Source organism: Streptomyces ziwulingensis, assembly GCF_039542605.1.
GTDB classification, from domain to species: domain Bacteria; phylum Actinomycetota; class Actinomycetes; order Streptomycetales; family Streptomycetaceae; genus Streptomyces; species Streptomyces ziwulingensis.
In genome coordinates this window covers 38,915-53,102 of record NZ_BAABIG010000084.1, presented here as the reverse complement: position 1 = coordinate 53,102, position 14,188 = coordinate 38,915, and the positions used below count along the sequence as shown (strand labels likewise).

Annotated in this window: 14 protein-coding genes; 6 read left to right on the top strand and 8 right to left on the bottom strand. The window is 67.8% G+C overall.

Features of this window, described 5'->3' with window-relative positions:
* Positions 1-132 precede the first annotated feature (132 nt).
* Positions 133-1,008: an LLM class F420-dependent oxidoreductase gene (locus tag ABEB00_RS31925; RefSeq protein WP_345624176.1), complete on the top strand. Its 876-nt coding sequence runs from the start codon at positions 133-135 to the stop codon at positions 1,006-1,008.
* A 183-nt stretch (positions 1,009-1,191) separates the two neighbouring features.
* Here ABEB00_RS31925 and ABEB00_RS31920 read toward each other — a convergent pair whose 3' ends face one another.
* The 3 genes from ABEB00_RS31920 to ABEB00_RS31910 all read right to left on the bottom strand — a co-directional run bounded on the left by ABEB00_RS31920 (position 1,192) and on the right by ABEB00_RS31910 (position 3,458).
* On the bottom strand, positions 1,192-2,049 hold the full coding sequence (locus ABEB00_RS31920) for a fumarylacetoacetate hydrolase family protein (RefSeq protein WP_345624175.1): 858 nt from the start codon (positions 2,047-2,049) through the stop codon (positions 1,192-1,194).
* Between the two features lie 191 nt (positions 2,050-2,240).
* Complete coding sequence (locus ABEB00_RS31915; protein WP_345624174.1) at positions 2,241-2,987, bottom strand: YidC/Oxa1 family membrane protein insertase; 747 nt, start codon at positions 2,985-2,987, stop codon at positions 2,241-2,243.
* 129 nt (positions 2,988-3,116) lie between these two features.
* Positions 3,117-3,458 carry a DUF6412 domain-containing protein gene (locus tag ABEB00_RS31910; RefSeq protein WP_425586607.1) on the bottom strand — a complete coding sequence of 114 codons (342 nt, stop codon included), beginning with the start codon at positions 3,456-3,458 and terminating at the stop codon, positions 3,117-3,119.
* A 282-nt stretch (positions 3,459-3,740) separates the two neighbouring features.
* Here ABEB00_RS31910 and ABEB00_RS31905 point away from each other — a divergent pair, with 282 nt between their 5' ends.
* Both ABEB00_RS31905 and ABEB00_RS31900 read left to right on the top strand, forming a co-directional pair.
* Positions 3,741-4,760 (top strand): SEC-C domain-containing protein, encoded by a 1,020-nt coding sequence (locus ABEB00_RS31905; protein WP_345624173.1) that lies wholly within the window; start codon positions 3,741-3,743, stop codon positions 4,758-4,760.
* 239 nt (positions 4,761-4,999) lie between these two features.
* Positions 5,000-6,352: a DNA cytosine methyltransferase gene (locus tag ABEB00_RS31900; RefSeq protein ID WP_345624276.1), complete on the top strand. Its 1,353-nt coding sequence runs from the start codon at positions 5,000-5,002 to the stop codon at positions 6,350-6,352.
* Here ABEB00_RS31900 and ABEB00_RS31895 read toward each other — a convergent pair.
* From ABEB00_RS31895 to ABEB00_RS31880, 4 genes are read right to left on the bottom strand one after another with little or no spacing between them, the layout of a single operon-like run.
* Positions 6,278-6,745, bottom strand: a complete 468-nt coding sequence (locus ABEB00_RS31895) for a very short patch repair endonuclease (protein WP_345624172.1) — start codon at positions 6,743-6,745, stop codon at positions 6,278-6,280. The two genes, ABEB00_RS31900 and ABEB00_RS31895, sit on opposite strands and share 75 nt — an antisense overlap.
* A 44-nt stretch (positions 6,746-6,789) precedes the next feature.
* On the bottom strand, positions 6,790-8,607 hold the full coding sequence (locus ABEB00_RS31890) for a DEAD/DEAH box helicase (protein ID WP_345624171.1): 1,818 nt from the start codon (positions 8,605-8,607) through the stop codon (positions 6,790-6,792).
* On the bottom strand, positions 8,604-10,025 hold the full coding sequence (locus tag ABEB00_RS31885) for a ParB N-terminal domain-containing protein (RefSeq protein WP_345624170.1): 1,422 nt from the start codon (positions 10,023-10,025) through the stop codon (positions 8,604-8,606). The genes ABEB00_RS31890 and ABEB00_RS31885 overlap by 4 nt, the downstream gene beginning before the upstream one ends.
* A gap of 17 nt (positions 10,026-10,042) precedes the next feature.
* Positions 10,043-10,693: a hypothetical protein gene (locus ABEB00_RS31880; protein WP_345624169.1), complete on the bottom strand. Its 651-nt coding sequence runs from the start codon at positions 10,691-10,693 to the stop codon at positions 10,043-10,045.
* Between the two features lie 362 nt (positions 10,694-11,055).
* Between ABEB00_RS31880 and ABEB00_RS31875 the strand changes: the two genes are divergently transcribed.
* Entirely contained in the window at positions 11,056-12,036 is a 981-nt protein-coding gene (locus ABEB00_RS31875) for a hypothetical protein (RefSeq protein ID WP_345624168.1), read from the top strand.
* A 145-nt stretch (positions 12,037-12,181) separates the two neighbouring features.
* Here ABEB00_RS31875 and ABEB00_RS31870 read toward each other — a convergent pair whose 3' ends face one another.
* Positions 12,182-12,814 (bottom strand): ATP-binding protein, encoded by a 633-nt coding sequence (locus tag ABEB00_RS31870; RefSeq protein ID WP_345624167.1) that lies wholly within the window; start codon positions 12,812-12,814, stop codon positions 12,182-12,184.
* A gap of 215 nt (positions 12,815-13,029) precedes the next feature.
* Here ABEB00_RS31870 and ABEB00_RS31865 point away from each other — a divergent pair, with 215 nt between their 5' ends.
* Together ABEB00_RS31865 and ABEB00_RS31860 are read left to right on the top strand one after the other, a co-directional pair.
* Entirely contained in the window at positions 13,030-13,875 is an 846-nt protein-coding gene (locus tag ABEB00_RS31865) for a helix-turn-helix domain-containing protein (RefSeq protein ID WP_345624166.1), read from the top strand.
* Positions 13,876-14,076 (top strand): DUF397 domain-containing protein, encoded by a 201-nt coding sequence (locus tag ABEB00_RS31860; protein WP_345624165.1) that lies wholly within the window; start codon positions 13,876-13,878, stop codon positions 14,074-14,076. It abuts the gene before it with no gap.
* Positions 14,077-14,188: the final 112 nt, after the last annotated feature.

The following is a 14,188-nucleotide window of genomic DNA, read 5'->3' as shown; positions in this document are numbered from 1 at the left end:
CCTGAAGTCCTGCCGTGTGGAAGATCGGACCACCCGTTCGGCCGCACCGCTGGGAGTCTGTACGGGCCGGTGTCCGTTGGCACGCGGTACAACAGAGATCATCACGGCGCCCCACCGGAGGGATCGGAACCGATGAACGACACCATCGCAGCGCTGAAGGACTCGGTCGGACGGTACGGAATCTGGAGCGTGGGACTGCGTGGCGGGGACCCGGCCGGCGCCGGGGAACGCGCCGAGGCGGCGGCGGAGTTGGAGCGACTCGGATTCGGCGCCCTGTGGCTGGGCGGCAACACCTCCGCCGAGGACGCCGCCCCGCTGATCGAGGCGACCTCGCGGGTCGTCGTCGGCACCAGCATCCAGTCGATCTGGGAGCACGAGGCGTCGGCGACGGCCGCGCGCTTCGCCCAGTTGGAGGTGGCCCACCCGGGCCGCTTCCTGCTCGGCCTCGGCGTCAGCCACGGCCCGATGGTGAAGGGGTACGAGAAGCCGTACTCCACGATGGTCGCCCATCTGAACGAACTCGACCGCACGGGGCTGCCGGCCGACCGCCGCGTGCTGGCCGCGCTCGGCCCCAAGATGCTGGAGCTGTCCCGGGACCGGGCGGCGGGCACGATCCCGTACCTCGTCACCCCCGAGCACACCGCGAAGGCCCGCGAGACCCTCGGTGACGGCCCGCTGCTGGCCCCGGAGTTCAAGGTCGTCCTCGAATCCGACCCCGCCCGCGCCCGCGCCACGGCCCGCGCCTACCTGGCCAACTATCTGAAACTGCCGAACTACACCAAGAACTTCCTCCGCCTCGGTTTCACCGACGAGGACGTCACGGACGGCGGCAGCGACCGCCTGATCGACGCGGTCTTCGGCTGGGGCGACGAGGACACGATCCGCCGCCACGTCACCGAGTTCCTCGACGCCGGCGCCGACCACGTCGCCCTCCAGGTGGTCGAGGACGGCCCGACGACCGCCCTCCCGAGGGAGGGCTGGCGCCGCCTGGCCGCACTCCTGAGCTGAGACCACCAGGGCCGCGGGGAACCGCCCCGCCAGGGGCCAGGGCCGCGGGAACTGGCCCGTCAGGGGCGCGGGAAAGTGGCCTTGAAGGGGCGCGGGGAACTGCGCGACAAGCCACACCTCACCGTCAGCCGCCGAAGACCCCCGCGCCCCACCCCCTCAAGGCGCCCCAACCTCAGCGGAGCGTCACGCGTCCTTCAGTTCCTGCCGCTGCCGCCCGAGCCCGGTGATCTCCAGCTCCACGACGTCTCCGCCCCGCAGATACGGCTTCGGCTCGGGCCGCCCCATCGCCACCCCCGCCGGCGTCCCCGTATTGATGACGTCGCCCGGCCGCAGCACCATGAACTGGCTGACGTACCGCACCACCTCCCCGACCGGGAAGATCTGCTCGGCGGTGGACCCGTCCTGCTGCAGCTCACCGTTCACCCACAGCCGCAGCGCGAGCCGCTGCGGGTCGGGCACCTCGTCCGCCGTCACCAGCCAGGGCCCCAGCGGGTTGAACGTCTCGCAGTTCTTCCCCTTGTCCCAGGTGCCCCCGCGCTCCATCTGGAACTCCCGCTCGGAGACGTCGTGCGCGACCGCGTACCCGGCCACGCACGCGAGCCCCTCCTCGGCCGACTCCAGGTAGCGGGCCGTACGCCCGATCACGACCGCCAGCTCCACCTCCCAGTCGGTCTTGGCGGACCCGCGCGGCACGAGCACGATGTCGTCCGGCCCGACCACGGTGTCCGGCGCCTTGAAGAAGACGACGGGCTCGACGGGCGGCTCGGCCCCCGCCTCACGGGCGTGGTCGTGGTAGTTCAGCCCGATGCACACGATCTTGCCAATCCGGCCCACCGGCGGCCCGATCCGCAGTCCGGTCCCGTCCAGCACGGGCAGCTCTCCGCCCTCGGCGGCGGCCCGCACCCGGGCGAGGGCCGCCTCGTCGCCGAGCAGCGTCCCGTCGACGTCCGTCACCACGCCCGACAGGTCGCGCAGGGTGCCGTCGGCGTCGAGCAGCGCGGGCAGTTCCGCCCCGGCCGTACCGACTCGCAGCAGCTTCATGTTCTGTCTCCCTCGGTCGCGGGCAGCCCACTGACGGAAGGGACCGACCCGGGTGCGGCGGGCCGGCCAACCATCGGAGGACTGGTCGATCCTCCAAGGTGAGGTTCCGCTCCGCAATACCCGGTTCACGTACTGGACCGTAACCGGGCCGGAGCAGCCGTGCGCGGACCCCGGCGGCACGGCAACGCGGCTCACCTGTACAGCACGGCCCGCTCCACCACGTTCCACGTCGTGCTGGTGACGACGTACAGCGCGGCGGCCAGCGGCACGACGGCTACGGTGACGAGCGTGAAGAAGGACAGGAAGGGCGTCACCTTGGTGAACGCGGCCACCTGAGCCGCCTGAGCCCCCTGCGCCGCCTGAGCCCCCTGCGCCGCCTGAGTCGCCTGCGCCGCCATGTTCCGCTTGGTGAGGCGGTAGCTGAAGGCGGCCACGGCGGCGACGATCACGAACAGCCCGGCGTACACCAGCCCCGCGCCCCCGGCCGGCCCGCCGTCCCCGAGCGCGTCCGCCCACCGCCCGCCGAGCGGGGCGGCGAAGAGCTGGTGGGAGAGGAGCGTGTTGGCCTGCCCGCCGATCGAGGAGCTGGAGAAGAGGTGGTAGAGGAGGAAGAAGGCGGGGAGCTGGAACAGGCTCGGCAGACATCCGGAGAGCGGCGAGACCTTCTCCCGCGCGTGCAGCTCCAGTACGGCCCGCTGGAGCTTCTCGGGGTCGCGCGCGTGCTTGCGGCGCAGCTCGGCGATGCTCGGCTGGAGCGCGAGACGCGCCTTCTGCCCCCGGGCGGCGGCCCGGGAGAGGGGATGGACGAGAAGTCGTACGAGCGCGGTGAACAGAACGATGGCGGCGGCCGCGGCACCGGCGCCGAACAGCGGCCTGATCAAATCGGCGAGCCCGTCCACCAGACTCGCGAAACCGGCGAAACTCACGGAAACGGACATGGGTACAGACATGGTTACAGACATGGGTGAGGAGCCCTCCGGGGGTCTCGTCGTGCCGGGTCATACGTGATGACGGGAAGGCGGCAGGACGACCCGCGCGGGGTCACGTACGGGTACGGGAGACGTGCCCTACGCGGTGGTCGCCGGCAGGGCGTACCCCGGCGCTCGGGGGCGGCGGCGCCCCGCGGCGTCCGGGTCGCGTTGCGACAGGAAGGCCGTACGGCGGTCGCGGTCACGCAGGGCGGTACGCACCCGGGTGGGCGGCACGGCGGGCGCGCAGCGCGAGCCGATCAGGGCGCACAGGACGAGCGCGGACCCGGCCGCGGCGGTGGCGGCGACGGCGGTCGCGGCGAGCGCGACGGTCACGGAGAGGCCGCCCGCGTCGAGCAGGGCGAGCTGGAGGAACGGAAGCGAAAGGAAGAACAGCAGCGCGGCGATCCGCAACCGCGCCCAGCGCCGCGTCGTCACCACAGCCCCCCTCCCCCTCCCGATCGCTCTCAACCGCTCTCGACCGCTCGCACGATCCTCTTCTGACGGTTATACAGGACCGGTTGGGCCGGTGGTGGGCGGCGGCGGAGCCGACGGCGGCCACGGGGGCGGGCGAATGCGAGGGCGGTACGGCGACACCGTCGCCCGCCGAGGCGAGGTGACCGCGGCGGACGCACCCCAGGTGGGGAGGCCTGGCGCGGGCCGGAGGGCCGTACCCCGACCGGCTTCTCACCTTTGTCACCGGGCGGCAGTACGGTGTCACCCATGCGCCCCGACACGCCTGCCGAGAACGTCGACCACACCGCCGAAGCGGCACGCCTGGAGCGGACCGCCGGCCTGTACCCCGAGGACGCCGAAGCCCTGCTGCTACGGGCCTCGGCCCACCTGGAGCTGGCCGGCGACCGCCCCGCCGCGACCAAGCTCTACGACCGCCTGCTCTCCTCCCCCAAGGGCGCCGGCAGCTTGGAGAACCCGTCCCTGGTACGCGCCCTGAAGGCGTCGAACCTGTGGGAGTACGACCATGAGGCCGAGGCCAGGGCCATCATCGACGGCGTCCGCGCGGCGGCCCCGCACGACCCGGCGCCCTGGGTCATCGTCGCGGAGGCCCTGGAGGCCCACGACGAGCTGGAGGCGGCCCACGACACGTTCACGGAGGGCGCCCGCCTGCTCGTGACGGACGCCGCCGAGCCCCCGTACGCGACGCACCCCCTGCTCTACGGCCGCCACCGCGTACGCCGCATGCTGGGCCTGGCCCACGACGAGTGGGACACCCTCGCCGACACACTGCACACGATGCCGATCTCCCTGGACGAGCTGCACGACCCGGGCCGCGTCTGGTCCCTCGGCTCGGACAACCCCGCCGACCTCCAGGCCGAGATCCTCCGCCTGCGCGCCGAACTCGGCGCCTACCGCGAGGCCCTCTCCCGCCCGTTCCCGGTCGCCATGCTCCACTGGCCCGCCACCGAACTGACCGAACTCCTCGCCGCGTACCCGTCCCTCACCGCGGAGTACCCCTCCTACGAGGAACACGTCACCTCAATAGAGACGGCCCTACGAGAACTGGCCTCCGCCGGCGCCCGCCACCTGGGCATCGTCCAGGGCACAGTCCCTTCCTACGAGGCCTTCGCCGCCTCGGAGAGCACATCCCCGGCCGACCCGACACTGCTGCCGCAGTACGCGACGACGCTGGGTGCCCGTGGACGAGCGGTGAGCTGGCCGCCGCAGCGGGGGGCGGGGTGTTGGTGTGGGTCGGGGGAGACCTACGCGGGGTGTCACGGGGAGTGACCCGCAGATCACTTGCCATGTGACGTTGCGGCCACTGGTTGTCAGGCGGCGCTCGACGTGACATGGCCACTGTGCTTCAGGTCGGGCTGGAGGGACGTTAGGGTACCGATCCAGTGTGAGGAATAGACCGCCTCATGCCTGATGCTCACGGGGAGTCTGAGTAGTGCGAGACTCTTGAGGTCGAGAGATCGTGAGTGATCACTTTCTCTCTCGTGGATCAAGCAATCAGGAGGAGCGGCATGCCCCCCAGCGGCCAGCAGCGCCCAGAGTTCGCCCGGCCACTGACTTCGATCGAGATCTGCGCGGGTGCCGGAGGACAAGCCGTCGGACTGCACAACGCGGGTTTCGACCACCGTGCCCTTGTTGAGTGGGACGCGCACGCCGTATCCACCCTGCAAGCCAATGTCAGTGATTGGCCTGGCTGGGACCGGGAGAAGGCCGACGGCATCCGTCCGATGGATGTTAAAGACTTCCTGGACTCCGACGTGCGGAAGAGCCTGAATCTGGAGCCAGGGCAACTTGATCTACTGGCAGGCGGGGTTCCGTGCCCGCCGTTCTCGTTGGCAGGGCATAGACTCGGCCCCGAGGACGAGCGCGACCTTTTCCCGGCAGCACTCGACATTATTGACGCCCTAAGGCCCAAGGCAGTAATGATCGAGAACGTTCGGGGCATTCTCGAACCTCCGGAAGTCTTCATTGATTATCGAAATTCGATTCTCGACACCTTGCGAGGCTTTGGATATCTAGTCCCCAATATCGACCCTACTCAGCCAGCCAGCGTTCAGGACGTGGCTATGCGGAAGGTTTGGCGTCGAGTTGACGCAAGGGACTACGGAGTTCCACAGCTTCGGCCGCGCGCTATCCTCGTGGCGATCCACAAAGATGCAATGACGCCGGGCGGACCTGAATTCGAGTGGCCGACAAGAATAAAGGGTGGCGAAGTCTCGGCCTTCGAGAAACTCGAAAGCAGCATGCTACTCCGCTGCAAGCAGTTCTGGGACAAGAACGAGCACGGAAAACCCGCGAAGCCCGGAGAAGCGACAGGTCAAACCGTATTCGAGGACTGGAAGAGGCGAATCACTCGCGCTTCAGTAGCGGGCAAAACTGTCGCCCCCACTCTCGTTGGCGGCTCAAGGAAGCACGGTGGCGCCGACTTGGGGCCCACTAGAGCCAAGCGCGCTTGGGCTGAGCTGGGAATCGACGGCATGGGAATCGCCAACGACCCCGGAGACTGCGTCCCGGAACGTGACCTGTTCCGGCCAGCGGGGCCCATGCTGACCGTCACCCAGGCCGCTGCCATCCAAGGCTTTCCGCAGGACTGGAAATTCCAGGGAAGGAAGACCGCTCGCTACCGCCAGGTAGGGAATGCCTTCCCTCCGCCTGTAGCAGAAGCTGTCGGGCGGGCGATTGCGGCAGTCCTGCGTCCTGAAGACCGTGACGATCTCATCAGCATGTACGAGATGGAACCGCAGAGCACGCTCCCCTTGGTCGACAAAACTCCGCAGCAGATGGAGATCTCAGTCCCCACGAGCAGGCTCCGGACCTCGCCGAGCCAGTACCGCCGCAGCGATTACGTCGGCACAGGTGTCTGACGGCTGGTGCTCCCAGAAGCGGAGCACCAGCCAACCTGCTTCCCTCAGCCTTTTGTCAGTGTCACGGTCTCGCGTCACATTACGAAGGACCTTCTCCGACCAATACCCAGAATTCGTTTTGGGAGGGACATAGTGCTCGGGGCAGCCGTGCCAATAACATCCATCTATGAACACCGCGACCCTCACCGGACGGAAGACCAAGTCAGCCGTCCGGCGAAGGTCGGGAAGCGGGCGGGCAGCCACCCTGTAGCGCAGCCCCGCGGCATGTACGAGGCGCCGGATCAGGATCTCCGGTTTCGTGTCACGGCTGCGGATCGCCTGCATGTTGCGGCGGCGTGCTGCGGACGAAGCCCAGGATCCCTCCGGGGCCTCCCATTCGGCTTCGGAGGACACACCGCAGAGGGTAGTCCCGCCGGGTCCGCAGTACGCCGCCAGTCCTAGCGACCTCCCATATGACTCAGCAGTGCCTCGATGTCGCTCGGCGCCAGGCCGGCCGCGACCGACGGCTCTTCCTCTAGGTCGGCGAGTTGCTGCACGGTGGGATCGTCCAGGATGCGCCCCATGAACTCCAGCTTCCGCTCCAGGCGGTCGGCCACCACCTCATCGATGGAATTCCGCACCGCCAGGACCGTCACACGCGTCTCCGTGTCGGGAGGAAGTCCAAGACGGTGGATCCGGTCCAGGCTCTGCAGGAACCGGCCCGCCATGAAGTCACGGTCCACGTAGATCGCGTCGTGGCAGACATGGTGCAGGCTGATTCCCTCGCCAAGAGTGGCCGGGTTCGAGACAAGCACCATGCACGCCGGGTCCTCCCTGAACCGGCGGATCTGCTCCTCCCGGTCAGGGGTGCCGCCATAGACGACAGCCGGGCTGTACTTCTCCAGCATGCGTTCCAGCGTGGTCAGACTCCTGACGAACGTCGTCCAGACCAGCGTCTTCCGGCCCTGGGCGGCGTTCTCCGCGATGATCGCCACGGCTTCCTTGTACTTGGGTGAAAGCTCGTAGTCCGGAAGGTTCTGCATGAGCGAGTACAGCGAACTCCCGTCAGGGATATCCATCGGAGGCAACTGGTACGCCAGCGGCTCGTAGCGGCTGCCGCCCTCAAGAAGCAGGGCTGGGCTGGTAGCGGCCATGAGAAGCCGGAGAGCCGTCTTCCCGAGGGAACTCAGGTCCTCGCGCGCCGACCCGCTGTTCATGCCACTCACCAGAGACGTGTAAATCTCCTCGTGCAGTGGCGGCATGTCAACGAAGCGCAGCCCCAACTGCACCGGCGGCAGGCCCAGTTCCTGCTTCGTCGTGCGGGTGAACAGCGGCCGAAGGACAGAGCTGGCGTGCGCGAGATCTCCTCCGGCAACCGCCTGGACTACTGTCCGCTGGCCATGCCCCGGCCAGACGAAGCCCAGCAGGTTTTCCAGGTCCCTCGAACCATTAGGGGCTGGCGTGCCGGTCAGGATCAGCCGGCGTGCGGCCAGCGGTCCCAGCGCCATGCAGGCCGCCCCGTACGTACCCCGCGCCCCCAGCTTCATTCGGTGCGCCTCATCCAGGATGATCATGGATGGTCCTGATTTGAGCCAGCCAGCCAGCATCGGCAGGGACCGGTCGAGGCGCTCGTAGTTCACCACCAGCACCTCGGCCCACTGGTCCAGTGACCCATCCAGGACGTTGATGCGCAGAGGGTGGCTGAGGCACCCAGCGGTTTCGTAACGCCAGGACTCGTAAGCTGACTTGGGGCATACAACGAGCAGCCGGGACACCCGCCCAGCGGCCTTCTGTGCCGCGTACACAGCGAGCGCGACCCGCGTCTTGCCCGCGCCGGGCACGCTGAAGTTGGCTCCGTGCTGAAGCGACAGGAGCTTCGCGATGTCCCGGCGCTGGAACTCGCTGAGTTCGCCCTGCCAGGTCTCGCCGAGGAGAGCGACCACGTCATCCGGCGCGACCTCGCCGGCCGTCTGCCTCCCCGCGAGCCGCTGCTGGACGGTGTGCGCGTCCTGGACCACTCCGGACACGAGGTCCCGCAGGTCGTCAGCCCACTCCACGCCGTTAGGGTCAGACCACGTGCCGAGGAGGCCGAGGTCCGCGAGCAGTTCGTCCAGGGAGACCGAGGCGCTCAGCGGACCGAGCTGGCCGCCGGTACGGAACCGGGCGGCGAGCTGTACCAGCTCCTGCTGGAACGATTCCGTGGTTCGCAGGACGACGCGGGTCCGGGTTTCATCAAATCCGAGACGCAGTGACTTCTCGCTGCCGGTACCGCTCACCGGGAACCCTCCGCCGAGACCGCTTCCAGCAGCCAGGCCACGCCGTCTCCGGGCTGCGGCAGCCCGCGGCCGGCCTGCTGGGCAAGCTTCAGCAGACTGCCGCGCAGCTTGACCACCGCATCGTCGAACGCCTCCTCGTCCAGACTGCGGGAGGTACGCGCCTGCACCAGGTCACTCACACACTGGTCGATGCTCGCGCAGGCTTCGGCCAGCCGGGCCGGGGCGAGCTGCTTGCGCTTGCGCAGCCGCGCGTTGCGGCCGGCCGCTTCGATGGCCCCGTCGAACGCCGCCTGAGCGCTGTCGAGAACGTCCTGCGCGGCGGCCTTGCCCTCATCTCCGATGGCCGGCGTCTCACTGCTCACCACTGCGGCGGCCCGAAGGATCTCGTCGTTCATCGCACGCGCTTCGGCGACAGCCGAGGAAGCCGCAGGCACCTCCAGACCGAGTCCAGGGATAGAGACCGACTGCGGCTGAGCCCCACTGGCACCCCCCCTGATCAGCCGCTGCTCAAGCCCCTCGCTCAGGAACGCCTCGTTGAGGTGACGGACATCCGTCTTGGAGAACTTGAGCAAGATCGCGGCCAGGCGCAGTTCCTTCAGCACCTCCGCCTGATCACGGTCGACCGTCTCCAGCTTCACGTACAGCCGGTGCAGCTCCTTGAGCCGCTCCTGTGCGCCCTCCCAGTCCACAAGACGCAGCCCGTTGCCACCGCCAGTACGGCTGCGCTCGTTCAACTCGCGAATCGTGCTCAGAATCCAGCGTTCCTGGTGATAAGTACGGACCTGGATCCGGAAGACCTTGGCAATCTGCTCCGGCGTACGGCCCAGCGCCGCCTGTTCTTCCATTGCGATGAGACGGTTGATGTAGGAGTAGTCACGCCGGTGGTCCTTGCGGAGCTGCAGGGACAGCTCGACGGCGTTGATATCGGCCCAAGTGAACGATGCCGGCAGCACACCGACCCGCATCGACTGCGCTCCGAGTTCACGCAGCGCGGCAGCCCGGGTGTTGCCATTGACCAGCACTCCGGTCCGGGTGACCAGACCGGGGTCGGTCTGCCCGAACTGGTCAAGACTCTCCTTGAGAGGGTCGAACTCCTTGTCCCGGAGGTTCGGGTCCGCAGGGGACGCCTTGAGCAGGAACTGCAGGTAGTCCTGACTTTCAGCGCTCCACGGATCCTTCTCCAGCGCTGCCTCCCGCTCGGGGTCGTGGCTGCGCTGAGCCCGGATCCGGTGGGTGCTGGGGTTGTAGAACAGGCTGCCAAGCGGCAGGTCGATCACCTCGACATGGGCCTGCTGCCCGTTCCAGTCGACAGTCACGGTCTCCCGGGTACCGCCGGACGCCTTGACCTCCTCAACCTTCTTGCTGATCAGTTCACTGAACTCGGCCGCCCGCGGCGGGGCCGAAAACTCGCGCATCATCGTCGTCCCGTCCTGTCTCAGTGGTCCGTACCGTCAAGAGCATCAGCCACAGTCCTGCGGGACTCGTCCGGCAGGGTCCGGTACATGCCCCACAGCACCTCCAGCGAGCTGTAAGTGCGCTGGTCGTTCTTCACCCAGCCGCTCAGTACGCTCCGCTCAAGGGGCGCCAGCGACTCAATCCGGGAAAGCACCTGCGGCAGGTGCACAGACCGGTCCACGGTGCCCCGACCGCACCGCTGGCACTCGGTCACCATCTGGTGCGTGACGCTGCCGTCCGTCAGCGTCACCTGCCGCCGGGCGACGTTGAGCACCGCCTGCGTGACACCGTCCTCGTAAGCCTCGCCGGCCGCGATGCCACACGTACGGCACAGGTGACCGTCAGCCTGCATCACCTTCGCCCGCTGGGCGTTGGTGATGCTCGACTTGTGGCTCGGGCCCTTCGCCTGGCCCGGCACCCACACGTCCTTGCCGCGCGTCACGAACCGGCGCTCCTGCGGGAGCAGTTCCGGGTCCTCGCGGGCCGTCGAGATCTCCCAGCCGTAGTCACGCAGCCCACGCATGCGCCGGTCGATCTGCGCGACGTCCGGAAAAGCCTCGCGCAGATCGGCCACGGTGAAGATCTTGGTCTCCCCGACCACCTGAATCAGCCAGAGAGCAGCCCTCGCCATGCTCCCCAGCTTGTGGTTCCCGACACTGGTCTCCTGCCAAGACGGCAACGTCATGATGGGTCCCCTTCCCATAAAAACGCACACAATTTAGACGGCCTGCCGCACAATGCACGAAATGACATAAATGCACCATTCGCGGATATGCGCCTCCGTCGCCCCCCGCACCATTCGCGGCTGACAGCTAAAGCGTGGCACACCGAAACCGCTTTGGGCGCTCTCGATGCAACTTGCGCACCAACTAGCAAGAGAAAGCGCAAAAACCGCCAGGCGACACCCCGTTGACCTCCGGCACAATGATGAACAACGTCGCCGACTGACGGCACGGATGGCCATCTCGTCTCCAAATGCGGAGGTTTGTCACCATGACAGCGCGCAGCAGCAGTCGCCGCCCGTTCGCGTGGACGGAGAAGGACCTCGACGCCGATGTCCTGCCAGACAAGCGGCGGCTGGCCAAGACACTGCAAGGAATCTGCCGCCACCTGGCCGTCACCGCCCCGAACGGGGAGACTCCTGCCCACCCCACACAGGGCCAGGCCGCCAAGTACCTGAACGTCAGCGAGAGCGCACTGACGCGATACCTCCATGGCCAGCACGTCCCGGCGGAGCAGGTGACTGCCTTCATCTTCGATACCGCCTGCCGCGACGCCGGGGGCGGTCAGAACCTCGGCATCACCAGGGAAGCACTCCTGGAACTACGCGCAAACGCCGAGCAGGAACGATGCGGCAACTGCTCACGGCACAGAGAGGCAGTACATGCCGCAGGACGGAAGCTCAAGGCCATGCAAGAGGATCGGGAGAGGTCTGAGCGGACAGCGGAGGAGAGAGCCAGAGAACTGCTCGAATCCCGGCAGCGGGTCTCGGCGCTGAAGCGGGAGGCGCGACTGGCCAGAGCCGCTCAGCCGGTTACCGAAGCCGGCCAGGAAGAAGGTCGGCGAGCGGCACAGACCGCAACTCTGTTGCCGGTCCCCCGCCAACAAGAGGACCGGCAACAGAGCGGGAACGAAACGGCGGCCGCCCGGAACGTCGGCCTCCGCGCTGAAGAACTGCTTCGCGGCGGCCGGCCGGACAGCATCCTCGCGCTGCTGCGGCATACAGCGGAGGCTTACACGCCTGCGGAAACGGCCTCGCTGGTGACACTGCTCCGGACGCGGGAGCAGGACGAGCTGGCCGACAACCTCGTGCACATCTACGCGCGCGACCGCAACGACCGAGACGTGATGCGGGCAGCCCTGATGCTGCACGAACAACGGGCCATCGCGGACGCGGAGGCGCTTCTGCGCACGGCGGCCAGCCATCCCGGATCGGCGCTCTCCCGGGCAGAGCGGACCGAGACGTCCGGATAGCCGTCCGCCCCGCCCGGTTTCGGCACCGCGGCAAACCGCGAGCGATCTCGCCAGGGGACATGTGCGCACTACAGACCGGCGGCCGCCGAAGACGCAACCGCCGCCGCGCAGGCCGTCACGCAGGTGACCGAGACCGGCTGAACACTCAGGCGGCCACGTCCGCCTCCGCCTCGTAGTGCATCTGTGCCCGGTCAAGGAGGTCTTCCGGGTCAAGACCGCGTGCGGCAGTCCAGTGCAGCAAGTCGGCGATCAGCTCCACCGCCGATTCCTTGAGGACGGCATCCCGCAGCCGGCTCTCCTGAGCCGTGCCATCCGCAGGGCGGTAGCCCCGCAGAGCCGCAGCCGCCCGTTCCGCCCGTCGGCATGCCCGCTCGGATCCGAGTGCGATCTCGCACCACACCGACTTACCCACTGCCGTCAGTACCGTCCCCCAGCCCACCGAAAGGGCGGCGAGCAAGTGCAATCCCCGACCGCATTCGTCGTTACAGCCGGCACCCGACAAGGTCGGCACGCTCGGGCTCTTGTCGTGCATCTCGACGCGCAGTAGCCCGCTGTCCCACTCCAGGATCAAAGTGGCGGAAGTTCCCTCCCCCACGTGCTTGATGACGTTCGTCGCCAACTCGGTGACCACCAACTCGGCTTCCTCCACGGCCTGCGGCACACCCCACTGCCACAACTGGGCAGCCGCAGCGCGCCGCAGCAGCCGGACCTCGGCCGGCGCCGCCTCGAAGGGCAGAACAGATCGGTGTCGGCGTTCCCTGACGTTGTCGCCGGGCATGCACACTCCTCCCTCCCGGGCCACGCGCATGCTGCGCCTGCCGTGTCCGTCCGGCTGCAGTGCGTAGCGGTGTGTAAGCGAGAATGACACAGAGAAGTCTCGCTATGTAACTTCTCACGAGAATCCATCGAGTGAATCTGATGGTGAGCGACCTCCGGGCTGCCTAGCCTGAGCAGGCTCAGGGCGATCGCCCTGCATACGCGCGAAGGAGCCGCATGTCCGTGAGGGCCACCACTCGACGCCGCCATCTGGGCGCGATGCTGCGGAAGTTGCGCGCCGGCAAGGGGCTCACCCTGGAGGAGGCCGGGCGGCTCGTCGGCGTGTCCAAGGCGACCGTAAGCCGCTATGAGACCCAGGCGGGTCCAGTCAAGTGGATCGTGGTCGACGCGCTGTGCCGTGAGTACGGGGCCGCGGAGGCGGAGCGCCAGGCAGTGGTGCGGCTGGCCAAGGACGCCAAGCAGCAGGGCTGGTGGAGTTCGTTCGCCGACTCCATCCCCGAAAGCATGAACCTCCTGCTCACCTTGGAGGACGAGGCCGCCCGCGAGGACCACTTCGCCTGCGTCTACGTACCCGGCCTGCTCCAGACCCGCGCGTACAGCGTTGCTCTGCAGAAGGCGAACGAGATCCCGCTGGAGTCGGCCGAGATCGAGCGGCTCGTGGACATCCGCATGAAACGGCAGGAGATCCTCACCCGGCCGAGGCCGTTCCGGCTGTGGGCCATCCTTGACGAGTCCGTGATCCGCCGTGTCGTCGGCGCGCCGGAGACCATGAAGGAGCAGCTCGGGCGACTCCTCGAAGTCAACGAGTCGCCGCACATCACGCTGCAAGTGCTGCCGTTCTGCAACGGAGCCCATGGTGCCGCGCTCGGCAGCTTCGTGATCATCGGCGGTGCGGAGCCCGCACTCGACACGGTCTACGTCGACTTCCACACCGGCTCCCTCTTCCTGGAGAAGGACGAGGAACTGGAGCGATACCGACTTGCGTTCGAGTATCTTCGCGCACAAGCGTTGGACATGAAGGCTTCGTCCGACCTGATTTACCGCGCACGCGAGGAGTTGTAGATGCCCGCCCGCTACCCCGTCCCCTGTGCGCCCAGATGGTTCAAGTCGTCTTACAGCGGTGCGAACGCCACTGAATGCGTGGAGGCCGCCTTCGTCCCGTCGGGCGTGCTGATACGGGACTCCAAACGGCCCGAGGGCGCCCAGGTCACGATCTCAGCCCGGGCTTGGGAGCCCTTCGTGACGGCCCACAGAGTCCGCTGACCCCTGGCCGAAGAAACCCTGTCAAGAGCCACACTTCCCTGTAAGAGTGAGGCGACCCTGGCGGTGTGAGCGGCGGACGGGGCGGTAGTGCAGAAGTGGAGGCAGGTCGCTC

Bases quoted from the DNA above. Each gene is read 5' to 3' on its own strand.
- ABEB00_RS31920 (WP_345624175.1), bottom strand. From the start codon at position 2,049: ATGAAGCTGCTGCGAGTCGGTACGGCCGGGGCGGAACTGCCCGCGCTG.
- ABEB00_RS31870 (WP_345624167.1), bottom strand. From the start codon at position 12,814: ATGCCCGGCGACAACGTCAGGGAACGCCGACACCGATCTGTTCTGCCC.
- ABEB00_RS31885 (WP_345624170.1), bottom strand. From the start codon at position 10,025: ATGATGCGCGAGTTTTCGGCCCCGCCGCGGGCGGCCGAGTTCAGTGAA.
- ABEB00_RS31860 (WP_345624165.1), top strand. From the start codon at position 13,876: ATGCCCGCCCGCTACCCCGTCCCCTGTGCGCCCAGATGGTTCAAGTCG.
- ABEB00_RS31880 (WP_345624169.1), bottom strand. From the start codon at position 10,693: ATGGCGAGGGCTGCTCTCTGGCTGATTCAGGTGGTCGGGGAGACCAAG.
- ABEB00_RS31925 (WP_345624176.1), top strand. From the start codon at position 133: ATGAACGACACCATCGCAGCGCTGAAGGACTCGGTCGGACGGTACGGA.
- ABEB00_RS31865 (WP_345624166.1), top strand. From the start codon at position 13,030: ATGTCCGTGAGGGCCACCACTCGACGCCGCCATCTGGGCGCGATGCTG.
- ABEB00_RS31900 (WP_345624276.1), top strand. From the start codon at position 5,000: ATGCCCCCCAGCGGCCAGCAGCGCCCAGAGTTCGCCCGGCCACTGACT.
- ABEB00_RS31905 (WP_345624173.1), top strand. From the start codon at position 3,741: ATGCGCCCCGACACGCCTGCCGAGAACGTCGACCACACCGCCGAAGCG.
- ABEB00_RS31875 (WP_345624168.1), top strand. From the start codon at position 11,056: ATGACAGCGCGCAGCAGCAGTCGCCGCCCGTTCGCGTGGACGGAGAAG.
- ABEB00_RS31915 (WP_345624174.1), bottom strand. From the start codon at position 2,987: ATGTCCGTTTCCGTGAGTTTCGCCGGTTTCGCGAGTCTGGTGGACGGG.